At 72.4% G+C, this 22,165-nt stretch carries 23 protein-coding genes; 15 read left to right on the forward strand and 8 right to left on the reverse strand.

Features of this window, described 5'->3' with window-relative positions:
* The first annotated feature begins 73 nt into the window (after positions 1–73).
* Positions 74–586 carry a hypothetical protein gene (locus tag ACFO0B_RS28875; protein WP_378616395.1) on the forward strand — a complete coding sequence of 171 codons (513 nt, stop codon included), beginning with the start codon at positions 74–76 and terminating at the stop codon, positions 584–586.
* A gap of 13 nt (positions 587–599) precedes the next feature.
* On the opposite strand, the gene ACFO0B_RS28880 is transcribed toward ACFO0B_RS28875, so the two are convergent.
* Positions 600–968, reverse strand: a complete 369-nt coding sequence (locus ACFO0B_RS28880; RefSeq protein ID WP_378616396.1) for an Rv2175c family DNA-binding protein — start codon at positions 966–968, stop codon at positions 600–602.
* Positions 969–1,115: 147 nt separating this feature from the next.
* Here ACFO0B_RS28880 and pknB point away from each other — a divergent pair, with 147 nt between their 5' ends.
* The gene (gene pknB / locus ACFO0B_RS28885) at positions 1,116–3,050 is read left to right on the forward strand and encodes a Stk1 family PASTA domain-containing Ser/Thr kinase (protein ID WP_378616397.1); all 1,935 of its coding nucleotides are present in this window, start codon (positions 1,116–1,118) and stop codon (positions 3,048–3,050) included.
* Here pknB and ACFO0B_RS28890 read toward each other — a convergent pair whose 3' ends face one another.
* On the reverse strand, positions 3,051–4,436 hold the full coding sequence (locus ACFO0B_RS28890; RefSeq protein ID WP_378616399.1) for a class II 3-deoxy-7-phosphoheptulonate synthase: 1,386 nt from the start codon (positions 4,434–4,436) through the stop codon (positions 3,051–3,053).
* An 82-nt stretch (positions 4,437–4,518) separates the two neighbouring features.
* Between ACFO0B_RS28890 and ACFO0B_RS28895 the strand changes: the two genes are divergently transcribed.
* Positions 4,519–5,013, forward strand: a complete 495-nt coding sequence (locus ACFO0B_RS28895; RefSeq protein WP_378617269.1) for a polyadenylate-specific 3'-exoribonuclease AS — start codon at positions 4,519–4,521, stop codon at positions 5,011–5,013.
* Positions 5,014–5,086: 73 nt separating this feature from the next.
* Here the strand turns inward: ACFO0B_RS28895 and qcrB are convergent, their stop codons facing one another.
* Genes qcrB through ctaE form a run of 4 tightly spaced genes read right to left on the reverse strand, consistent with a single transcriptional unit; the run spans position 5,087 to position 9,501 of the window.
* Positions 5,087–6,739, reverse strand: coding sequence for a cytochrome bc1 complex cytochrome b subunit (gene qcrB / locus ACFO0B_RS28900; protein WP_378616401.1), 1,653 nt, complete (start codon positions 6,737–6,739; stop codon positions 5,087–5,089).
* Positions 6,736–7,953 carry a cytochrome bc1 complex Rieske iron-sulfur subunit gene (qcrA, locus tag ACFO0B_RS28905; RefSeq protein ID WP_378617271.1) on the reverse strand — a complete coding sequence of 406 codons (1,218 nt, stop codon included), beginning with the start codon at positions 7,951–7,953 and terminating at the stop codon, positions 6,736–6,738. The genes qcrB and qcrA overlap by 4 nt, the downstream gene beginning before the upstream one ends.
* A 20-nt stretch (positions 7,954–7,973) precedes the next feature.
* The gene (gene qcrC, locus ACFO0B_RS28910; RefSeq protein WP_378616403.1) at positions 7,974–8,837 is read right to left on the reverse strand and encodes a cytochrome bc1 complex diheme cytochrome c subunit; all 864 of its coding nucleotides are present in this window, start codon (positions 8,835–8,837) and stop codon (positions 7,974–7,976) included.
* A 52-nt stretch (positions 8,838–8,889) separates the two neighbouring features.
* Positions 8,890–9,501, reverse strand: a complete 612-nt coding sequence (gene ctaE, locus ACFO0B_RS28915) for an aa3-type cytochrome oxidase subunit III (RefSeq protein ID WP_233016725.1) — start codon at positions 9,499–9,501, stop codon at positions 8,890–8,892.
* Between the two features lie 96 nt (positions 9,502–9,597).
* Here ctaE and ACFO0B_RS28920 point away from each other — a divergent pair, with 96 nt between their 5' ends.
* Positions 9,598–9,993, forward strand: coding sequence for a hypothetical protein (locus tag ACFO0B_RS28920; RefSeq protein ID WP_378616405.1), 396 nt, complete (start codon positions 9,598–9,600; stop codon positions 9,991–9,993).
* A gap of 95 nt (positions 9,994–10,088) precedes the next feature.
* Positions 10,089–11,189, forward strand: coding sequence for an anthranilate phosphoribosyltransferase (gene trpD, locus ACFO0B_RS28925; protein WP_378616407.1), 1,101 nt, complete (start codon positions 10,089–10,091; stop codon positions 11,187–11,189).
* A 9-nt stretch (positions 11,190–11,198) separates the two neighbouring features.
* Here the strand turns inward: trpD and ACFO0B_RS28930 are convergent, their stop codons facing one another.
* Positions 11,199–11,474 carry an Lrp/AsnC family transcriptional regulator gene (locus tag ACFO0B_RS28930; protein ID WP_378616409.1) on the reverse strand — a complete coding sequence of 92 codons (276 nt, stop codon included), beginning with the start codon at positions 11,472–11,474 and terminating at the stop codon, positions 11,199–11,201.
* 17 nt (positions 11,475–11,491) lie between these two features.
* The gene (locus tag ACFO0B_RS28935; RefSeq protein ID WP_378616411.1) at positions 11,492–13,225 is read right to left on the reverse strand and encodes a DEDD exonuclease domain-containing protein; all 1,734 of its coding nucleotides are present in this window, start codon (positions 13,223–13,225) and stop codon (positions 11,492–11,494) included.
* A gap of 470 nt (positions 13,226–13,695) precedes the next feature.
* On the opposite strand from ACFO0B_RS28935, the gene ACFO0B_RS28940 reads away from it, so the two are divergent.
* The 10 genes from ACFO0B_RS28940 to ACFO0B_RS28985 all read left to right on the forward strand — a co-directional run bounded on the left by ACFO0B_RS28940 (position 13,696) and on the right by ACFO0B_RS28985 (position 22,155).
* Positions 13,696–14,247: a C40 family peptidase gene (locus ACFO0B_RS28940; protein ID WP_378616413.1), complete on the forward strand. Its 552-nt coding sequence runs from the start codon at positions 13,696–13,698 to the stop codon at positions 14,245–14,247.
* Between the two features lie 159 nt (positions 14,248–14,406).
* On the forward strand, positions 14,407–15,462 hold the full coding sequence (locus ACFO0B_RS28945) for an NlpC/P60 family protein (RefSeq protein WP_378616415.1): 1,056 nt from the start codon (positions 14,407–14,409) through the stop codon (positions 15,460–15,462).
* A gap of 5 nt (positions 15,463–15,467) precedes the next feature.
* Complete coding sequence (locus ACFO0B_RS28950) at positions 15,468–16,415, forward strand: hypothetical protein (RefSeq protein WP_378616417.1); 948 nt, start codon at positions 15,468–15,470, stop codon at positions 16,413–16,415.
* A gap of 10 nt (positions 16,416–16,425) precedes the next feature.
* Positions 16,426–17,553, forward strand: coding sequence for a glycosyltransferase family 4 protein (locus tag ACFO0B_RS28955; protein WP_378616419.1), 1,128 nt, complete (start codon positions 16,426–16,428; stop codon positions 17,551–17,553).
* Positions 17,554–17,644: 91 nt separating this feature from the next.
* Positions 17,645–18,040, forward strand: coding sequence for a polyketide cyclase / dehydrase and lipid transport (locus ACFO0B_RS28960; protein ID WP_378616421.1), 396 nt, complete (start codon positions 17,645–17,647; stop codon positions 18,038–18,040).
* Positions 18,041–18,086: 46 nt separating this feature from the next.
* The gene (locus ACFO0B_RS28965) at positions 18,087–18,524 is read left to right on the forward strand and encodes an SRPBCC family protein (RefSeq protein WP_378616423.1); all 438 of its coding nucleotides are present in this window, start codon (positions 18,087–18,089) and stop codon (positions 18,522–18,524) included.
* 23 nt (positions 18,525–18,547) lie between these two features.
* Positions 18,548–19,771 (forward strand): ArsA family ATPase, encoded by a 1,224-nt coding sequence (locus tag ACFO0B_RS28970; RefSeq protein WP_378617273.1) that lies wholly within the window; start codon positions 18,548–18,550, stop codon positions 19,769–19,771.
* Entirely contained in the window at positions 19,768–20,310 is a 543-nt protein-coding gene (locus tag ACFO0B_RS28975) for a hypothetical protein (RefSeq protein ID WP_378616425.1), read from the forward strand. Before ACFO0B_RS28970 ends, ACFO0B_RS28975 begins: the two co-directional genes overlap by 4 nt.
* On the forward strand, positions 20,307–21,290 hold the full coding sequence (locus tag ACFO0B_RS28980; RefSeq protein ID WP_378616427.1) for an ROK family glucokinase: 984 nt from the start codon (positions 20,307–20,309) through the stop codon (positions 21,288–21,290). The genes ACFO0B_RS28975 and ACFO0B_RS28980 overlap by 4 nt, the downstream gene beginning before the upstream one ends.
* Positions 21,291–21,417: 127 nt before the next feature.
* Positions 21,418–22,155, forward strand: coding sequence for a lysophospholipid acyltransferase family protein (locus tag ACFO0B_RS28985; protein WP_378616429.1), 738 nt, complete (start codon positions 21,418–21,420; stop codon positions 22,153–22,155).
* Positions 22,156–22,165: the final 10 nt, after the last annotated feature.

The following is a 22,165-nucleotide window of genomic DNA, read 5'->3' on the forward strand; positions in this document are numbered from 1 at the left end:
CGGATCGCCACCGGACTCCGCAGTCCCGAAGTGCGCGAAACCCTCGACCGCTGAGCGATCTACAGGCGACGCCATGGCCCCGGTGCTTACCCGTCCGCAAGACCAGCGCATCCAGTCGATTCGCGACCATCTGGGCCGCACCGATCAGCACCTCACCGCCGACCACCACGGCAACCGCGCGGAGATGACCAGGGCTGTCTCGCGCGCATTCCGCGCCTACGGCTCCAGCCGCGGGTTCGATCCCGGCCTGGTGTACCTGCCCGCAGCCGAGATGAGTGGCGTCTCCGGCAAGGTCCATATGCGCCCGGGCGAACACGCCGCCACCACCGCGCACCTGCGGGACGTGATCGCCGGTTCCAGCGTCTGGCCACGCGAGCGGGCCTCCTGGCAACTGCATCTGACGCACAACTCGATTCGGAGCGGTGACGTCGCCGCCGGCGGACAGCTCACCGACACCTTCGCCACCATCACGGAGCTGGCATCGGCCCGGTTGCAGCGCCGGCTGGCCGACGTGATCACCCTCGTGCATCCGTACTCCACGGTGCCCGAGGTGCGCGAACTCCTCGGCTTGTGGGCGAGTAGCTGAGCGAACTACCCGCTCAGAATGGATCCGCAGCCGCCCGGCGCACGACCTCGCGCGCCAGATCCCCGTGCAGGGCATCGACCGGCTTACCCGGCAGCGTCGGGTCGTCGGTGAAGACCCACTCCAGGATCTCCTCGTTGGTGTACTTGCCGTCGCGCATGACGGTGATCAGGCCGGGAAGCATCTTGACGACGGCGCCGTCCGCGTCGAGGAACCGCGCGGGCACGCCGGCGATACCGTCCCGGCGGACGGCGAGCAACTGGTGGTCGCGCAGCATCTGGTGCACCCGGGTGACCGGGACACCGAGTTGTTCGGCGACGTCGGGCAGGTTCAGCAGCTCGACGTCGGCCGGAAGCACATCCTCGCTGCAGGGAAAGGAACTCACGGGCAACTACCGTAGACGGTCGGTTCCCGCACGTCGTGATCCACCCGGGGCCGCCGCGCCGATACCATCGACACCGGCCGCACCGGCGGCCGCATCGCCCGTCGCCAGGCACGGCGAGAGGTGGACGTTCGGAATCCGGAGGAACACGTGATCGGCCAGATGCTCGAAGGGCGTTATCGCATCGATGCGCCGATCGCCCGGGGCGGGATGTCGACGGTCTTCCGCGGCGTCGACACCCGGCTGGACCGCCCGGTCGCGATCAAGGTGATGGATCCGCGCTTCGCCTCCGATCCGCAGTTCCTCGCCCGCTTCGAGTTCGAGGCGCGCTCGGTGGCCAAGCTCAAGCACCCCTCGCTGGTCGCGGTCTACGACCAGGGCGTCGACGGCGAGCACCCGTTCCTGATCATGGAGCTGGTCGAGGGCGGCACGCTGCGCGAGCTGCTCCGCGAGCGCGGCCCGATGCCGCCGCACGCGGTGCGCGCGGTGGCCGAGCCCGCGCTGGGCGCGGTCGGCGTCGCGCACCGGGCCGGGCTGGTGCACCGCGACATCAAGCCGGAGAACGTGCTCATCTCGGACGCGGGCGAGGTGAAGATCGCCGACTTCGGCCTGGTCCGCGCGGTCGCCGCGGCGACGACCACCTCGGCCAGCGTCATCCTCGGCACCGCCGCCTACCTCTCCCCCGAGCAGGTCACCAGCGGCACCGCCGACGCCCGCTCGGACGTCTACGCCTTCGGCATCCTGATCTTCGAGCTGCTCACCGGCCGGGTGCCGTTCACCGGCGACACCTCGCTGTCGATCGCCTACCAGCGGATCGAGAACGACGTGCCGCCGCCGAGCGCCTTCATCGACGGCGTCCCCCGCGAGTTCGACGAGCTGGTGGCCCGCGCCACCGCCCGCGAGCCGAGCCACCGCTTCACCGATGCCGCCGAGATGGCCGCCGAGCTGCGCGGGATCGCGGCCGCGCTGGCGCTGCCCGCCTACCGGGTGCCCGCCCCGCGCGAATCCGCCGAGCACACCAGCTCCAGCAGGCGCGTCGCCGAGACGCCTCCGCCGCCGCCCCCGCAGCAGCATCAGCACACCCGGGTGCAGACCGCGGCGCGGCCGGTCGACCACGGCACCGCCGTGCACCACGAGCCGGGGCTGCCGCAGCCCCAGCGCTACGACCCCTACGAGCAGCAACAGCACCCCTATGCAGCCGATCCGCACCGCCGGAAGCACACGGTGTGGCTGTGGGTCGCGCTGGTCGCGGTGCTGACCCTGCTGGTCGGCGTCGGCGGCTGGTGGTTCGGCGCAGGCCGCTACGAGCCGGTGCCCGCCATCGCCGGGATGCCGACCGAGCGCGCGGTGGCCGCGCTCACCGAGGCCGGGTTCGAGACCGAGATCAGGCAGAAGGCGTCGGACACCGTCCCGGTGGGCGGCGTGGTCGGCAGCGACCCGTCGGCGGGCTCGAAGGTGACCAAGGGCTCGACCGTCGGCGTGCTGGTCTCCAGCGGCAGGCCGCGGGTACCGGAGGCGAGCGCGGGCGCCGATATCGCCGCGATCAACCGCGCCATCCGCGATGCCGGGCTCACCCCGGTGGACGCGGGCGAGGCCGGGAGCAGCGCGCCGAAGGGCACGCTGGCCAGGGTCGAGCCCGCGCCCGGCACCGTGCTGCCGACCGGCGGCCAGGTCAAGGTCTTCAAGAGCCGCGGCTCGACGCCGGTCAAGGTGCCGGACGTGAGCGGCCGCAGCACCGAGGAGGCGGCGAGCATCCTGCAGGCCGCCGGGCTGGAGATCTCCGAGACCAGGGAGCAGTACGACCCCGACACCGCGGGCGGCAAGGCGATCGGCACCGACCCTCGGCCGGGCACTCAGCTGCAGTCCGGCGACCCGGTGGTGCTGCTGGTCTCGAACGCGGTGGACGTTCCGTGGGTGGTCGGCAAGAACGTCGGCACCGCGCGCGCCGAGTTGCAGCAGCTCGGGTTGCAGGTGCAGGTGCGGCAGCTGACGCCGTCGGACGGCTCGGTCGTGATCGGCCAGGCGCCGGGGGTCAACGCGAACGTGGAGGCGGGCTCCACGGTCACGCTCACCGCGCTCCCCTAGTTATCGCAGCATCTCCGCGACGAGGAAGGCCAGCTCCAGCGACTGCTGGGTGTTCAGCCTCGGGTCGCAGGCCGTCTCGTAGCGCCCGGAGAGATCGAGGTCGGAGATCTCCTGGGCGCCGCCGAGGCACTCGGTGACGTCCTCGCCGGTGAGCTCGATGTGCAGCCCGCCCGGGTGCGTGCCGAGCCCGCGGTGCACCTCGAAGAAGCCCTGCACCTCATCGACGATCCGGTCGAAGTGCCTGGTCTTGAAGCCGGTCGAGGCCTCGTGGGTGTTGCCGTGCATGGGGTCGCACTGCCAGATCACCTGGTGCCCGGTGGCCTGCACCTTCTCCACGATGGGCGGCAGGATGTCGCGCACCCGGTTGTTGCCCATCCGGGAGACGATGGTGAGCCGGCCCGGCTCGTTGTTCGGGTCGAGCCGCTCGACGTACTCGACCGCCAGCTCCGGCGTCGTGCTCGGCCCGATCTTGATGCCGATCGGGTTGGCCAGCAGCTCGGCCAGCGCGATGTGCGCGCCGTCCAGCTGCCTGGTGCGCTCGCCGATCCACAGGAAGTGCGCGGAGAGGTCGTAGAGCACCGGCTCGCCCGCCGCGTTCTCCGCCAGCCGCAGCATGGCGCGCTCGTAGTCGAGGACCAGCGCCTCGTGGCTGGCGTAGATCCTGGCCTGCTGCAGGCTCGGGTCGTTCACCCGGCAGGCGGTCATGAAGCGCAGCCCGCGGTCGATCTCCTCGGCCAGCGCCTCGTACCTGGCGCCCGCGGGCGACTGCGCGACGAAGTCGCGGTTCCAGTCGTGCACGCGGTGCAGGTCGGCCATGCCCGCGCCGGTGAGCGCGCGCACCAGGTTCATCGCGGCGCTGGCGTTGGCGTAGGCGCGGACCAGCCGGGAAGGGTCGTGCACGCGCAGCGCCGGATCGGCGACCAGCGAGTTCACCATGTCGCCGCGGTACGACGTCAGGCCGAGCGCGTCGGTGTCCGACGAGCGCGGCTTGGCGTACTGCCCGGCGATCCTGGCCACCTTCACCACCGGCAGGCTGGCGCCGTAGGTGAGCACGACGGCCATCTGCAGCAGGGTGCGGATATTGCCGCGGATGTGCGGCTCGGTGTTGTCGGCGAAGGTCTCCGCGCAGTCTCCGCCCTGCATCAGGAATGCCTCGCCGCGGGCCACCTCGGCGAGCCGCTCGCGCAGCTCGTCCACCTCGGCGGGCAGGCAGATGGGCGGCACGCTCTCCAGCACGGTGCGCATGGTGGCGGCCTGCTCCGGATCCCAGGACGGCTGCTGCAGCGCGGGTCGCGCGAGCGCCTCGTCCAGGCGGCTGCGCAGCTCGGTGGGGAGCGGCGGCAGTTCCGGCAAGCGGTCGATCGGTACGTCGACGGTCCAATTCACCAGTTCAGAATACGTACCGCGGCACCGCATAGGGTGAACGGGCGGTGCCGATCCCCGGCGCCCACCGAGCCGAGGAGCCACGCTGCGCTACTTCTACGACTGCGAGTTCATCGAGGACGGCGTCACCATCGACCTGGTCTCGATCGGCGTCGTGTGCGAGGACGGCCGCGAATACTACGCCGTCTCCACCGAATTCGACGAGAGCAGGGCCGGGCCGTGGGTGCGCAGACACGTGCTGCCGCAGCTGCCGCCGCCGCACTCGCCGCTGCGCCGCTCCCGCGAGCGCATCCGGAACGACCTGGCGGCGTTCCTCCTGCCCCGCCCGACCGTGCAGCCGGAGCTCTGGGCCTGGGTCGCCGCCTACGACCACGTGGCGCTCTGCCAGCTCTGGGGCTCGATGGTGGAGCTGCCGACCGCGCTCCCGCGCTACACCAACGAGCTGCGCCAACACTGGGACGCGCACGGCAACCCCGAGCTGCCCCCGGTCCCGGCCGACGCGCACGACGCGCTCGCCGACGCCAGGCACAACCTGGCCAAGTTCGACGCCATCGAGGCGTTCCGGCGGCGCAGCCGCTGAGCGGCGCTCCCGCAGACGGGACGGGCCCCGGATCCGCGTGGATCCGGGGCCCGTCCCGATCGGGACCGCTGAATCAGTGGTGCCCGTTGCTTCCGTTGTGCCCGTTGCGCTCGGCTTCCTCCTGCACCCGCTGCAGCACGGCGAGCTGCTTGCGCTCCTCCGCGTGCTCGTGGGCGAAGTTCTTCTCGCTCTCCTGCACCGGGTCGGCGCGCAGGAACGAGCCGGTGCCCGGCTGGCCGGCCGAGCCGAGCTGGTTCATCCGCTTGGGCACGACCGCGCCCTGGTACTCCAGCGGCAGCGGGTGGCCGTGCGAGTCGACCGGGCCGAGCGGCTGGTGCACCTCGATGTACTCGCCGTGCGGCAGCCGCTTGATCACGCCGGTCTCGATGCCGTGCTCCAGCACCGCCCGGTCGCTGCGCTGCAGGCCGATGCAGAAGCGGTACGCCAGGAAGTAGGCGATCGGCGGTGCGATCAGCAGGCCGATCCGGCCGATCCAGGTGGTCGCGTTCAGCGAGATGTCGAACTTCAGCGCGATGATGTCGTTGACGCAGGAGAGCGTCAGCACCACGTAGAAGGTGATCGCCATGGCGCCGATCGCGGTCCGGACCGGGACGTCGCGCGGCCGCTGCAGCAGGTTGTGGTGCGCCTGGGTGTCGCCGGTGAGCTTGCGCTCGATCCACGGGTAGGCGACGAGCAGGGTGAACACCAGCCCCATGATGATCGCGACCCAGAAGGCGGCCGGAATCGTGTAGCGGCCGAGGTAGAGCTCCCAGGCGGGCATCAACCTGGCCATGCCGTCGGTCCACATCATGTAGAAGTCGGGCTGCGAGCCCGCGGAGACCTGCGACGGGTTGTACGGGCCGAGGTTCCAGATCGGGTTGATCTGCAGCACGCCGCCCATGATCGCCACGATGCCGAGGGTGAAGGCGAAGAACGCGCCCTGGTCGGCGGCGAAGACCGGCACGATGCGGGCGCCGACCACGTTGTTCTCGGTGCGGCCCGGGCCGGGGAACTGGGTGTGCTTCTGGTACCAGACCAGCGCGACGTGCGCGGCGATCAGCGCCAGGATGATGCCGGGCAGCAGCAGCACGTGCGCGATGTAGAGCCGCGGGATGATGATGTCGCCGGGGAAGTCACCGCTGAAGATCAGCCAGTGCATCCAGGTGCCGATCACCGGGATCGAGATGGTGATGCCGGAGAACGCGGCGCGCAGGCCGGTGCCGGAGAGCAGGTCGTCCGGGAGCGAGTAGCCGAAGAAGCCCTCGAACATCGCCAGGATCAGCAGCAGCGAGCCGATCACCCAGTTCGCCTCACGCGGCTTGCGGAACGCGCCGGTGAAGAAGATGCGGAACAGGTGGATGATGATCGAGGCCGCGAAGAGCAGCGCCGCCCAGTGATGCACCTGGCGCACGAACAGGCCGCCGCGCACCTCGAAGGAGATGTTCAGCGCGGTTTCGTAGGCCCGCGACATCCCGACGCCGCGCAGCGGCTGGTACGAGCCGTCGTAGACGACGTGCGTCATCGACGGGTCGAAGAACAGCGTGAGGTAGATGCCGGACAGCAGCAGGATGATGAAGGCGTACAGCGCGATCTCACCCAGCAGGAACGACCAGTGGGTCGGGAAGACCTTGTTCACCGACCGCTTCACGAAGGCGGCGGCGCGGTAACGCTCGTCCAGTTCGTTCATCTGGCCGGCCGCGCGGCCGCCCGATGCTTCAGCACTCATGATCGACGCTCCCAATAGGCGGGCCCGAGCGGCTCGATGAAGTCGCGGGCGGCGACGAGGTACCCCTCGGCATTGACGGTGATCGGCAGCTGCGGCAGGGCGCGGGCGGCCGGACCGAAAATCGGTTTGCCCCATTCGGTCGCGGAGAACTGCGACTGGTGGCAGGGGCACAGGATCCGGTTGGTCTGCTGCTCGAACAGCGAGGTCGGGCAGCCGAGGTGGGTGCAGATCTTCGAGTAGGCGAAGTAGTCGCCGTAGTTGAAGCTCTCCTGGCCCTTGCGCTTGATGGCGCTCTCCGCGTCCTCGGTGCGGAGCCGGATCAGCATCACGGCATTGCGGATGCCGCGCAGCGACTGCAGCGTCTCGTGCGAGTCACCGCGCCACTTCTCCTTCCACGGGAACACCGTCTCCATGGCGCCCGCGTCCAGGTCCTCGGGCCGCACCAGCACGACGTCCTCCGGACGTCCGGTGTCGCGGCGCAGGTAGATGGTCTCGCCCGGGTAGTCCGGGGTCCAGCCGGAGACCCAGAGCGGCGACTTGTCGCGCTTGGCCCACGGGTTCTTGATCAGACCGCCGACGAAGACCAGCAGCGCGCCGACACCGAGCACGCCGACACCGGCGCCCGCGGTGCGGGTGATCATCTTGCGGCGGCCGAGCGTCGTGGTCTCCATCGCGTCCGACATCTGGGCGGCGAGGGTGCGCCGCTCGACCTCGTCGGACGGCCCGTCGTGGCGGGTCTGGATGGAGAGCTCGTGCGGGATGAACCGCTTCCTGATCAGCACCACGGCGATGCCGATGACCAGCACCGAGATACCGAAGGTGAGCCCGACCAGCGGGGTGAAGAGCGCGTACTCGGCGTGCCCCGCCTCGTTCGCGCCCTTGAACTCCCACGGCCAGAAGAGGAAGACCCCGACCAGCGCGGCCGCGGCGATGCCGGAGACGGCGAACCAGAAGCTGACCGCCCGCTCCGCGCGCTTCTCGGCGCGGGTGCCCGGCTCCGGGAACCGCTCGGCCCGGTAGGCGACGTCGACGTCGTCGCGCGCGGTGCCGATCGCGACCAGCTCGTCCCGGGTGAGCCCGTCGAGCTGCTCGGAGGTGAAGGTGCCCTTGGGGTCGAGCTTCCGCTCGGCAGTGTCGTGCCGCTCGGCAGTGTCGTGCCGCTCAGCGGCGGACTGCCGCTCGGCGCTCTCGGACCCCTCGTCCGGCCGGACCATGTCGTTGCGCTCCTCTGCACTCATACCCGGGTTCCGATCCACATCGCGGCACCGACGACCGCCGTGACGCCGATCACCCAGAGGGCGAGCGCCTCGGTCGCGGGGCCGAAGCCGCCGAGGTCCCAGCCGCCGGGAGCCTTTTCTTCCCTGACGTTCAGCACGTACGCCACGATGTCCCGCTTCTCCTCGTCGCTCAGCTGGCGATCGGAGAACTTCGGCATGTTCTGCGGGCCGGTGAGCATGGCGGCGTAGATCTGCTGCTCGCTGGCCGGCGCCAGCGGCGGGGCGTACTTGCCCGAGGAGAGCGCGCCGCCGCGTCCGGTGAAGTTGTGGCAGGAGGCGCAGTTCATCCGGAACAGCTCGGAGCCGCGGCCGATGTCGGTACCGCGCAGCGACTCCTGGGCGATCTCGCCGTTCGCGTCGCGGATGACGGTCGGGCCACCGCCGTTGGCCGCCACGTAGGCGCCGAGCGCGTCGGTCTGCTGCGGGTCGAACTTCGGGGGCTTCCGCTCGGCCTGGGCCTCGTTGCGGGTCATCGGCATGCGGCCGGAGGACACCTGGAAGTACACGGCGGCCTCGCCGACGCCGATCAGGCTCGGACCGCGGTCCTCGACGCCCTGCAGGTTGGCGCCGTGGCAGGTGATGCAGGAGGTGTCGTAGAGCTGATTGCCCTCGCGGATGAGCGCGGAGGTGTCCTCGTTCGCCGTCGCCACCTGGGGCTCCGGGGTGAGGGCGGTCGCGAGGAACCCGGCTCCGACCAGTCCAACCAGGAGCGCGAGACCGCCCGCGATCCGCCTGCGCAGCCTGCGCTGCCTGCGGATCGTGCCGGCCTCGCCCTTTCCGGGGCCGGCGGGCTTCGGCGCTGACGGGGGAGATGAACTCATCTGTGTCCCTTTGGAGTAGACGGAACCGACGTTACGTTTCGCCACGCCCGCGTCAGCGGACGAAGTAGATCGTCGCGAACAGGGCGATCCACACGATGTCGACGAAGTGCCAGTAGTAGGAGACGACGATGGCCGCGGTGGCCTGCGCGGGCGTGAACTTGCTCATCTTCGTGCGGGCCAGCAGGAAGACGAACGCGATCAGCCCGCCGATCACGTGCAGGCCGTGGAAGCCGGTCGTGATGTAGAAGACCGAGCCGTACACGCTGCTCGAGATCGAGGTCCCCTCGTGCACCAGGTGGTAGTACTCGTAGCCCTGCCCGGCGACGAAGAACGCGCCCATGGCCAGGGTGACGGCATACCAGCGCCGCAGCCCGAACACATCACCCCGTTCGGCGGCGAAGACGCCCATCTGGCAGGTGAAGGAGGATGCGACCAGGACCGCGGTGACCGGAACGGCGAGACCCAGGTTCAGCTCGGTGGGCTCCGGGGGCCAGTTCCCGTTCGCCTGCGCGCGCGCGACGAAATACATCGCGAACAGGCCGGCAAAGAACATCAGCTCGCTGGACAGCCAGATGATGGTACCGACGCTCACCATGTTGGGCCGGTTCAGCGAATGCACACGCTGGGTAATGGCCGATCCTTGGGTCCCTACTGCGGTCGTCACGGGGTAAGTATGACTCGCCGTAGTACGACAGAGGTAGCCGGGTGCGAAAGTCGCTCCCCCCGTGTCGGGAAGAACACGTCGAGAAGGAGGCCGGAGATGGCGGACGGGCCATGGTGGCGGCGGTTGTTCGGATCGGTGAAGACAGCGGCCCTCGATCCGGGGCGCCCGGATCTGGTCGTCGTCGCGTCGAGTTTCGACGATGCCGAGGCGTCGTCCGCGGCGCTGGAACGGGCCGATCGGTTCGTTCCGGGCGACGAGGTGGTGCTCCGGCACCATCTCCGGGTCCCGGCCGAGCACGTCGCGCGGGTGTGCGAGCTCGCCGGGCAGGACGGGTACGTGCGGGCGGAGTCCGGTGACCCGGGGTTGCTGCTGCTCCAGCGCGTCCAGGTGCTCGACGCGCTGCACTGCTCACAGGAGCGCTCCCGCATGGCCGGGCTGGCCCAGCGCCACGACGGCGTCGCCGAGGGCTGGGAGGCGCTCCAGCCGGGCTGAGCCGCGTGGAACCCACGCCGGGCGGAATCCGGCGGCGCGGGCGCGCCGTTCCGCACTACTCTGCAACCCGACATCGAACGGAAGAACGGGTGGAGATGAGCGTGCGCAGCTGGCCCCAGGTGCTCGGCGTACTCGCCGACGGCGGCGACCTGACGGCGGACGACACCACCTGGGTGATCGACGAGATCTTCTCCGACAACGCCACCGCGGCCCAGATCGCCGCCTTCGGCGTCGCCATGAAGATCAAGGGCCCCACCCCCGCCGAGCTGGGCGGCATGGCCGCGGGGATGCTCGGCCACGCCACGCTGGTCCGGGTGGACGGCGACGCGGTCGACATCGTCGGCACCGGCGGCGACCGCTCCGGCTCGGTGAACATCTCCACCATGTCCTCCGTTGTGGTCGCCGCGGCAGGCGTCCCGGTGGTCAAGCACGGCAACCGGGCCGCCACCTCCAAGGCGGGCGGCGCCGACGTGCTCGAGGCGCTCGGCGTGCGGCTCGCGCTCGGCGCGGAGGCGGTGGCGCGCTGCGTGCGCGAGGTCGGGGTCGGCTTCTGCTTCGCGCCGCTCTTCCACGCCGGGCTCCGCTTCGCCGGACCCGCGCGCAAGGAGATCGGCATCCCGACCGTCTTCAACGTGCTCGGCCCGCTGACGAACCCGGCCCAGCCGCGCGCCGGGCTGGTCGGCTGCGCGTTCCCCGACCTGCTCCCGGTGATCGCCGGGGTCTTCGCCGAGCGCGGCGCGAGCGCGCTGGTGGTGCGCGGCAACGACGGGCTGGACGAGATCACCACCTCCGGCACCACGGTGGCCTGGGTGGTCTCCGGCGGGGTGCGGCGCGAGACCGTGATCGACCCGGTGCGGGTCGGCATCCCGCTGGTGCACCTGGATGCGCTGCGCGGCGGCGACGCGGTGGTGAACGCCGCCGTCGCGCGGGACGTCTTCGCCGGGGCGAAGGGCCCGGTCCGGGACGCCGTGCTGCTGAACTCGGCGGCCGCCGTCGTCGCCTACGACCTTGCGGTCGGGGCGGAGACCGCGGGCGCGCTCGCCGCGGCGCTGGCCGCGGGCGATCCGGCGCTCGGCGACGCGCTGCACGCCGCGCTCGGCGCCGGGATCGAGCGCGCCGCCGCCGCGGTGGACGGCGGGAAGGCGGCCGAGCTGCTCGACCGCTGGGTCGCGCTCACCGCGGTGCTCGCGGACTGATCGGCGGGCTCACTCGCCGAGCGAGAACCCCGCCTCCACGTCCGCGCTGGAGTACGACTTGAAGGCGATGTGCGTGGTGGTGCGCAGCACGCCGGGCACCTTGTCGATCCCGGCGGTGACGACCTCGGCGACCTGCTCGTGGTCGCGCACCCGCACGATGCCGATCAGGTCGACGTCGCCCGCGCAGGAGTACACCTCGGTGACGCCCGCGGTGTCCGCGACCGCCTGCGCGGTCTCCGGGATGCGGGCGTTGTCGGCGTGGATCAGCACGATCGCGGTAATCATGGTGTCAGCGTAGGCGGTCAGCCCGCCCGTTCCCGGTACTCCCGTTCCGGGTCCGGCGGGCGGGCCGCCGCCCGCGCCTTCTCCGCCCACGCCAGGTGCCCGGCGGCCCCCGCCAGCGGCTCGGCGTAGCCGATCTCGGTGCGCACGATGCGCACCCCCGGCCGGGTCAGCCAGCGCGCGACCAGCGCCACCTCCTCCGGCGAGGCTCCGCGCAGCGGCGCGATGTCGTCCCCGTCGCCCTCCGGGACCGATACCGTCTCGGCGCCAGCGACGATGCTCTCCACGACCGGCATGGGCGGGGTGCCGCGCGGGGCGCACCCGGCCCCGGCCAGCCGCCCGTGGCGGATCACCGCGAACTCCCAGCCGCCCGCCCCGTCCGGCCCGGCGGCGATCAGCTCGGGCAGCCGGGCGAGCGCGACCAGCCGCTGGGTGCGCGCCAGCGCCCGCACCACCTGCGCGGCCCGATCGCGCAGCCGCGCCGCGGCCTCGTAGTGCTCGCGCTCGGAGCGGCGCTCGATCTCGGCGAGCATGGCGCGCAGCGGCGCGTCGCTGCGCCCGGCGAAGAGCGCGCGCACGGCGGCGGGCCGCTCGGCGTACCCGGCCGCGTCCAGCCCCTCGGCGGTGGCGGCCGGGCAACCCCCGACGACCGCGGCCGGGCAGCGGTGCCGCGCCCCTCGAGGCAACCGCCCCGCACAGGTGCGGATCCCGCAGAACTCGGCGAGGCTCGCGGCGACGTCCACCGCGTCCGCCCTGGAGCGGAACGGCCCGAGCGCCACCCGATCCGGCTCCCGCACCACGGTGAACCGCGGGAACGGCTCGGCACTGAGCGCGATCCACCACCCCCGCTTCGGGAACTTGGAGCGCCGGTTGTACGGCGGCGCGTGCGCGACGAGCAGCCGCAGCTCGCGCACCCCCGCCTCCAGCCCGTGCGCACACACCACGTGCTCGACCCGGGTGGCGAGCGCGACCATCTCCTTCATCCGCCCGCGCGTCTCCGACCCGGTGAAGTAGCCGCGCACCCGGCGGCGCAGGTTCACCGCGGTGCCGATGTAGAGCACCTCGTCGCCCGGCCCGCGGAACAGGTACACCCCCGGCGCGGCCGGCAGCCCGGCGGCCAGCCCGCGCTTCGCGCGCTGCCCGGCGGAGACGTCGGGCAGGTAGTCGAGCAGCTCGGTGAGGCTGCGGACCCCCAGGTTGCCGACCCGCCCGATGAGCGCGTGCAGCACGTCGACGGTGGCGCGGGCGTCGTCGAGCGCCCGGTGCGTCGGCTGCACGCTCGCGCCGAGCACCCTGGCCAGCACGCCGAGCCGCACCGAGGGCGCCTCGTCCCTGGCCAGCACCCGGCGCGCCAGCTTCACCGTGCAGACCACCTGCGGATTCGGCCACGGCGTCGCGCTGCGCTCGGCGGCGGCCTTCAGGAACGCGGTGTCGAAGCGGGCATTGTGCGCGACCAGCACCGCACCGGCGGCGAACTCCAGGAAGCCGGGCAGCACCGCCTCGATCCGCGGCGCCGCGCAGACCATGACGTCGGTGATGCCGGTGACGCGCACGATCGCGGGCGGGATGGCGCGCCCCGGATCGATCAGCGTGGCGAACTCGCCGAGCACGACACCGCCGCGCACCTTGACCGCGCCGATCTCGGTGATGGCGTCCGCGGCCGGGCTGCCCCCGGTGGTCTCCAGGTCGACGACGACGAAGGTGGTGTCGTAGAGCGGGGTGTCGAGCTCGTCGAACGCCAGTTGCGCGGACATGGCGGGCAGCGTAAACGGAGCCACCGACACGGGCGACATGCGTGTAATTACCCGTCCGGGCCGTCCGAGATACGACGATGTGATCGGAGTCTCCAATATTCCGATCAGCTATCACACTCGGAACAAATCCATACCGGACGTACGGTCTGCAAGACTCGCTTCCGAACCACGCACTCGAGCCGCGGGAGAGCAATAACGGTTCCCTCGACCTAAACCGCCCCCACGTGCGAAGACATCGCTCGTCGCCACACTGATCCGAATTCTGACACGCCCGGATCACACCCCTCGGTCAATGTGGCGTTTCCCGGAGTTACCATTTCGTGATTGATGTGAGATCGAACTCAGATATGCATAGCCAACTCTCCGAAATGTCCGGATGTCGCGAACCCCGGGCTTTACAACCCCCCGTGATCTGTTCGTAACCTTCTCGAGACCTCACGGAGTCGTGAGGCAGAGAGGAAGACCGCATCATGGCGAAGACCGCCAAGCGAGCCCTGGCCACAGGAGCCGTCGGAGCAGCCATCACCGGCGCGTTCCTCCTTCCCGCCGCACCCGCGTCGGCCCAGCCGATCACCATCCCCGGCGTCGGCACCTTCGACGTCCCGGACACCGTCCAGATCCCGCAGGGGCTGCCCGGCATCGAACTGCCCGGCGCCCCGCCGTTCGTCGCCCCGCAGAAGACCGCGGGCGAACTGGCGCTGGACGCCGCACTCTCCAAGGTCGGCTCGCCGTACGTGTACGGCGCCGCCGGGCCGAACGCCTTCGACTGCTCCGGCCTGGTCAAGTGGTCCTACGCCGAGGCAGGCGTCGAGCTGCCGCGCACCAGCGGCGCCCAGCTCTCGGCGGGCACCGCCGTCTCGATGGACGAGCTGCAGCCCGGCGACATGATCTCGTTCTACGGCGGCGGGCACTCGGGCCTCTACGCCGGCGACGGCAATGTCGTGCACGCCTCCACCTCCGGCCAGCCGGTGAAGGTCGCCCCGATCTCCTCCATGCCGGTGAGCGGCGCGCGCCGCTTCTGAGCGCCCGCCCGCGTTCCCGGCGCCGCGCCACGCGACCGCGCGGCGCCGGGAACATCGGGGACCCGCACCCGGGTGGACACGGTCCGGGACCGTTCCGTAACCTGATCGAGACCTTCGCGGGGTTCCCATCTTCACCGACAGAACGGGGCGCGACAGATCGTGGCAGCACACCGAAGCCAGACCCGTGCCGTTGCGAGCACGTTCGCGGCCGTGCTGGTCGCGGTCACGCTGTACAGCAGCGGCCCGGCCGGCGCCGACCCGGTCGCGCTGCCCGCCACCCCCGGTGACGCCGTGCAGCAGATGATCGACCTCTCCCGGCAGTCCGAACAGCTCAACCAGCAGGCGCTCGATGCCGAGGCCGACCTCGACGCCAAGCTCGGCGCGCAGCACGACGCCGACGTCAAGCACGGATCCGCGCAGGCCCAGCTGGACGCCGCCCGCGCCGAGGTGCGCCGGTACCAGCCGATGATCGACCGCACCGCCATCGCCGCCTACCAGGGCGCGCGCACCAACCGGCTGTTCGCGGTGCTGGTCAGCGACTCCCCGCAGCAGCTGCTCGACCAGATGTCCACGCTGGACGTGATGTCCGCGCAGACCCAGGAGCAGCTGGACAAGTTCCGGCACGTCACCGACGTCGCCTCGGCCGCGGAGACCGAGGCCCGTTCGGCCGCCGACTCCGCCCGCGCCGCCGCCGACAAGGCCGATGCCGTGCGCGCCGACCTGCGGCACAAGCAGGACGATCTGAGCGGCGCCGTCTCCCGCGTGATCGAGGCGTGGGGGAAGCTCTCCGCCACCGACCGGGCCGGGCTCGCCGGTTCACCCTTCCCGCCCGGTTTCGACCGCGACACCCTGCTGCAGGGGCTGGTCCCCGGCAGCGGCACCAGCGCGCTGGCCGCCGGGCTCACCCGGGTCGGCGACCCGTACGTCTGGGGCGCCACCGGCCCGAGCCAGTTCGACTGCTCCGGCCTGGTGCAGTGGGCCTTCAAGCAGGTCGGCAAGAACGTGCCGCGCACCAGCTCCGCGCAGGCGAGTTACGGCACCCCGGTGAAGAAGGAAGACCTGCAACCCGGCGACGTCGTCTTCTTCTACCCGGAGATCTCGCACGTCGGGATCTACGCGGGCAACGGGCTGATGCTGCACGCCTCCACCTTCGGCGTCCCGGTCGCGGTCGCGCCGATGAGCAGCACCCCGTACCACTCCGCCCGGCGCTACTGACCCCGGTGCGGCCCCCGACGCTCGTCGCGGCGGCCCTCGTGCTGCTGCTCGGCGCCGGTGTCGCGCTGTTCACCCTGCGGTCGGGGCCGGGTGAACCGGGCGAGCCGGGGCTCTCCGCCGCCGCGGCGGCTCATCCCCGGCTCCCCGAGGTCCGCCGGACCATGGAGGCATTCGGCCCGCTCGTCGCCCGGACAACGCCGACCGCGGGCGGCGAATCGCTGGTGGTCGGCCACCCGGACCGCGCCGCCGACATCGCGGTACTCGCCGCCGAACTTCCCGCCGCGGTCGACGCCGTCACCGCCGTGTGGGGCCCCGGGTGGCCGCGCACCGCGCTGCTCGCCGTCGCGGACGGCCCCGCCGAGTTCGCCGGGCTGATCCGGGCCACCGGCCCGGTCTCGCCGGAGCTCGCCGCCGCCAGCGTCGCCGACCCGTTCCGGCCCGGCAGCACCCCGACCGGCCAGCGCGTGGTCTTCTCCCCCGACGCCGGCCGCAGGCTCGGCCCGGACGGCCTGGCCACGCTGCTGCGACACGAACTCACCCACGTCGCGGCGCGCGCCGTCACCTCCGACGCCGCGCCGCAGTGGGTGCTGGAGGGCTTCGCCGACTACACCGCGCACCGCGCGCGCCCCGCCGCCTTCGCCGCCACCGCCCCCACCCTGACCGCCGCGCTGCGCGCGGGCGCCGGCCCGACGGACCTGCCCACCGACGCCGACTTCCGCGGCCCGGACGCCGTGCAGGCGTACGAGCGGGCCTGGTCGGTGCAGGCCTACCTCGCCGACACCTTCGGCGAGCAGGCCGTGCCCCGGCTGTACCGGCGCTTGGCCGCAGGCCAACTGGACCCGGCGGGCGAGGACGCCGCGCTGCGCGCCGAACTCGGCGTCGGCCGGGCCGAGCTGGTGGCGGGCTGGCTGGGCTGGATCGCCGCGCGGAGCGGCGCCGCCGCGGCCCGGTAGGTTTGTCCGCATGGCTCGAACCCTGCTGGTCACCAATGATTTCCCGCCACGGCCGGGCGGCATCCAGTCCTACCTGCAGGCGCTCGCCGAACAGCTCCCCCCCGACGACCTCGTCGTCTACGCCCCGCGCTGGCGCGGCGACAGCCACGAGCGGTTCGACGCCGCGCAGAAGTACCGCGTGGTGCGGCACCCGACCACGCTCATGCTGCCGACCCCGGCGGTGCTGCGCCGGGCACGCGGGCTGCTGCGCGAGCACGGCTGCGACACCGTGTGGTTCGGCGCCGCCGCGCCGCTCGCGCTGCTCGCGCCGCTGCTCCGGCGGGCGGGCGCGGAGCGCATCCTGGCCAGCACGCACGGCCACGAGGTCGGCTGGTCCATGCTGCCCGCCGCCAGGCAGTCGCTGCGGGTGATCGGCGAGCACACCGACGTCGTCACCTACGTCAGCAGATACACCCGCGGCCGGTTCGCCGCCGCCTTCGGCCCGGACGCCGCGCTGGAGTACCTGCCGCCCGGGGTCGACCCCGAGGTCTTCGCGCCGGACCCGGCGGCCCGCGCCGAGCTGCGCGCCCGATACGGCCTCGGCGACCGGCCCACCATCCTGTGCCTCTCCCGGCTGGTCCCGCGCAAGGGGCAGGACGCGCTGATCGCGGCGCTGCGCCCGGTGCGCGCGCAGATCGACGGCGCGGTGCTGGTGATCGCGGGCAGCGGGCCGGACGAGCAGCGGCTGCGCAGGCTCGCCGAGAGTTGCGGGGTGGCCGAGCACGTGGTCTTCACCGGGCGGGTGCCATCCGCCGAGCTGGCCGCGCACCACACCATCGGCGACGTCTTCGCCATGCCGTGCCGCACCCGCGGCGCCGGGCTGGACGTCGAGGGGCTCGGCATCGTCTTCCTGGAGGCGTCGGCGAGCGGCGTTCCGGTGGTGGCCGGCCGCTCCGGCGGCGCCCCGGAGACCGTGCGCGAGGGCGAGACCGGCTACGTGGTCGACGGCCGTTCGGTGCCACACCTGGCCCGGGCTCTGGTCGACGTGCTCGGCGACCCCGGCCGCGCCGCCGCCATGGGCGCCGCCGGGCGCGAGTGGGTGCAGCGGGAGTGGCGCTGGGACAGCCACGGCGCCCGGCTGCGGCAGCTGCTGCGCTGATCGCCGAGCGCACCGCCCGGCGGAGTGGGTGCGGCGCCGCTCGGCCCCACCCCGGTCGGCTGCGTCACATCGGTCCATTACAGTCACCCGGGTGAGCAGCATCGTGGTCGCCGACCAGACCTTCGTCGCCGCGCCGGGAGCGGCCGTCGCCGAGGTGCTCGGCGCGCCGAACCACTGGCGCCGCTGGTGGCCGGACCTGGAGCTGGAGGTCCGCGAGGACCGCGGCGACAAGGGTGTGCGCTGGCTCGTGAGCGGCGCGGTGACCGGCTCCATGGAGGTGTGGCTCGAGCCCTCGCTGGACGGGGTGATCCTGCACTACTTCCTGCACGCCGACCCCGCGGGCGAGCCGCCCGCCCCGCGCCGCCTCGCCGCGCTGGCCAGGGAGCGGCGGATCGCGGGCAAGGAGATGTCGTTCGAGATCAAGTCCCGGCTGGAGGCGGACCGCCCGGCCGGCGTCACGCCAGGGCCGGACCTGCTCGTCTCGTGAGCCGGTTGCCGACCACCGCACCCGTCGAAAGGAACCGCCGCCAGCCATGGCCGACCGGACCCAGAGATCGATCGTCGTCGAGGCCCCCGCGGAGCAGGTGATGGCCGTCATCGCCGATCTCGGCCGGTACCCGGAGTGGGTCTCGGCGGCGAAATCCGTCGATGTGCTCGAGGTCGGCCCCGACGGCCGGGCAGGCACCGCCCGCTTCGTGCTGGACGCCGGCGTCGTCAAGGACACCTACGTGCTGCGCTACAGCTGGCGCGCCGACGGCCGCGCGGTGAGCTGGACGCTGCTCGAGGGCGAGCTGCAGAAGGCGCAGGACGGCAGCTACGAACTCACCGACCAGCCCGGCGGCGGCACCAGGGTGGTCTACGAGCTCACCGTCGACCTGAACATCCCGATGATCGGCATGTTCAAACGCAAGGCCGAGAAGGTCATCACCGACACCGCGCTGAAGGAACTGAAGAAGCGGGTCGAAGGCTGACCGGTCAGCGGACCCGCCTCGAGCTGTTCGTCGGCAAGGGCGGCGTCGGCAAGACGACGCTGGCCGCGGCCACCGCGGCGGCCCGCGCGCGGGCCGGGCAGCGGGTGCTGATCGCCTCGCTGGACCAGGCGCACTCGCTCGGCGACGCCTTCGGCTTCCGCTTCCCGCACGACGCGGGCACCATCGCCGGGATCGCGACCGTCGCACCGAATCTGGAGCTCGTCGAGCTGGATTCGCTGGCGCTGCTGGAGGATCGCTTCGCCGACGTGGTCCGGCTGCTGGCAGCCGATTCCCGGCACCGGCACGACGGCATCGACCCGGCCGCGCTGGATCCGGCCGAGCTCACCGGGCTGCCCGGGGTGCAGGAGCTGCTCGTGCTGGTCGAGGTCGCGCAGTACGTGGCCGAGGAGCGGTACGACCTGGTCGTCCTCGACTGCCCGCCCACCGCCGACATGCTGCGCATCGTCACCGCGCCGGACACCCTGCTCGGCTACCTGAGCCGGATCTGGCCCGAGCACGACCGCGCGCTCAGCAGGGGCGGCACCGATCTGCGCCGTGCGGTGCTGGCAGGCACCGTCGACCGGATCGTGGCCGCCATCACCGAGGTTCGCGACCTGCTCGCCGACCCGGCCCGCACCGGCGCGCGGCTGGTGACGCTGCCCGAGCGGCTCTCCGCCGCGGAGTCGGCGCGGGTCCGCTCCGCGGCCGCGCTGCTCGGGCTGCGCCTGGACGCGGTGCTGGTCAACAAGGTCCTCCCCCCGGTGCCGCCGGTGCCCGACCTCGCCGCCGCGCATCCGGCGGTGCGCTGGTACCTGGGGCTGCGCGCCGAACAGCTCGCCGTCCTCGACGAACTGCGCGGCGCCATGCCCGAGGTCCCGGTGCTGGTCACCGAGCACCGCGGCGCCGAGCCGGTCGGCGCCGACGCGCTGGCCGCGCTCTCGGTTCCGCTGCCGCCGCCTCCTATGCTTGGCGAGAATCCCGCCGAGGGAAACGGCCCGGTGGTTCGATGGGAATCGGGTACTGGCCTGGAGTCGGTGTACACGCTGCGGATGCGGCTTCCGGTCGTCGATCCGGCGACGCTGCGCCTTGGACGAGTGGAGGACGAGTTGATCGTGGGAGCGGACGGGGTCCGGCGGCGGGTACCGCTGGCGCCGGTATTGCGGCGATGCACGGTCGACGGCGCCGAGCTCGGCGACGGCGCGCTGGTGGTGCGCTTCCGCCCGGACCCGCAGGAGTGGCCGCGATGACCGATCGGCAGCCCGAGGACGAGCTCGCCGAATTCGCCGCCGAGCTCAAGCTGCTCGCCGAGGCGGTGCTGGAGCGGGTGGAGCCGGTGCTGCGGCGCAGCGCCACCGCCGGGCGCACCGACTGGGAGAGCTGCAGCTGGTGCCCGGTCTGCGCGGCCGCCGCGCTGATCCGCGGTGAGCGGCACGACGTGCTCGCCGCCATCGCCGACCACGGCACCGCCATCGTCACGGTGCTGCGCGAGGCGCTCGCCGGCGTCCCGGTGGAGCCGGTCCGGTTCGACCCGGAAACCGGCGAGCCGCACCAGCATGCGCCCGCACACCCGGACGACGCCGCCGCGCAGGGAGATCCGGGTCCGTCCGGGGCGGTACAGCCGGACGCCGACGCGGGCCACCGCTCCGCGACCGGGCGAGCCGCTGCCCGCTCCGGAGCGGACGAATCCGGCGCGGCCGAGCGCACCCGTGCCGAAGGCGCCGACAAGCGCCGTTTCCGGCGTGGTGGCAGCGGCTACGTCGACATCCCCGTGACCGTCCGGCGATGACCGGGCGGCTCCAGGGCGGCGCCCCCCTCACCGTCGGCATCGATGTCGGCGGCACCAATATCCGCGCCTCCGTCGTCGACGCCGACGGCGAGGTGCTCGACACCGTCACCGCCCCGACCCCGCACTCCGCGAAGGCACTCGACGCCGCGCTCGCCCGCACCGTGCGCGAGCTGCGCCAGCGCCACGACATCGCCGCCGTCGGGCTCGCCGTCGCCGGCTTCGTCGACGCCGACCGCGCCCGCGTCCGCTTCGCCCCGCACCTGCCGTGGCAGGACGCCCCGGTCGCGCGCACCCTCACCGCGGAGCTCGACCTCCCGGTGGTGCTCGAGCACGACGCCAACGCCGCCGCCTGGGCCGAGTACCGCTTCGGCGCCGCCGCGGGCGGGCACAACGCGGTGCTGATCGCGATCGGCACCGGCATCGGCGCCGCGCTGCTGGTCGACGGCGAGCTGTACCGCGGAACGCACGGCATCGCACCGGAGCTCGGCCACCTGCAGGTGGTGCCGGACGGCCGCCACTGCCCGTGCGGCAAACGCGGCTGCTGGGAGCGGTACTGCAGTGGAACGGCGCTCGCCGACACCGCCATCGAGATGCTCGCCACCGACCCGGTCACCTCGACCGTGCTCGCGCGTGATGTCATCCGCGACCCGGGTTCGCTGACCGGTCGCCGGGTGGCCGACGCGGCCCAGGACGGCGACCCGCTCGCGGTCCGGGTGCTCGCCGACTTCGCCCGCTGGCTCGGGCTCGGCCTCGCCTTCGTCAGCGACATCTTCGACCCCGATCTGGTGGTGATCGCCGGGGGCGTCAGCACATCGGCCCCGCTCTTCCTCGACGAGGCCAGGGAGCACTACGCCCGCTCGGTCACCGGGGCCGGGCACCGCCCGCTCGCCCGCATCCGCACCACCCAGCTCGGCGAGGCGGCCGGCATGATCGGCGCCGCCGAGCTGGCCCGCGCCGCGCTCGTCACGGCCCGGGGGTGACGGCGGAGTTGCTGTGTGGTGAAACGCACCGTTCGGATTGGATGTGACGTAAACCCGGCGGTAGAGTCGGAAACAGAGTCGTCGTGTCGGTCCCGCTCGTCATCACCCGGTCCGGGGGAAGGATGCCATGTTCTACTGGCTGCTGAAATTCGTGCTGCTGGGACCATTCCTCCGCTTCTACAACCGGCCCGAGGTCGAGGGCGTCGAGCACATCCCGGCCGACGGCCCCTGCATCATGGCGGGCAACCACCTCTCCATCGCGGATTGGATCTTCGCCCCGCTGTCCAGCCCCCGCCGGATCAACTACCTGGCCAAGGCGGAGTACTTCACCACCCCCGGCGTCAAGGGCAGGCTGAAGAAGATGTTCTTCAGCGGCACCGGCCAATACCCGATCGACCGCAGCGGCGCCGACGCCGCCGAAGACGCGCTGAACGCCGCCCGCGCGCTGCTCGATCAGGGCAAGCTCGTCGGGCTCTACCCGGAGGGCACCCGCTCCCCCGACGGCAGGCTCTACAAGGGCAAGACCGGCCTGGCCCGGCTCGCGCTGGAGACCGGCGTCCCGGTGATCCCGGTCGCGGTGATCGGTACGGACAAGATCAGCCCGCAGGGCGGTTTCCGCTGGCGCCGGCACCGGGTGACGGTCAAGTTCGGTGCCCCGATCGACTTCTCGCGCTACGAGGGGATGTCGGGCAACCGCTTCGTCGAGCGCGCCGTCACCGACGAGGTCATGTACGAGCTCATGCGGCTCAGCGGCCAGGAGTACGTCGACGTCTACGCCGCGAGCCTGAAGAAGGGCGTGCCGAGCGGCTCCCGCCCCAACCCGGCCGCCGACGCCGCGCGCATCCCGGACACCGCCGTCGGCTGAAGAGCGCGGC

The sequence above is a fragment of the Nocardia jiangsuensis genome (genome assembly GCF_042650385.1).
Classification (GTDB): Bacteria; Actinomycetota; Actinomycetes; order Mycobacteriales; family Mycobacteriaceae; genus Nocardia; species Nocardia jiangsuensis.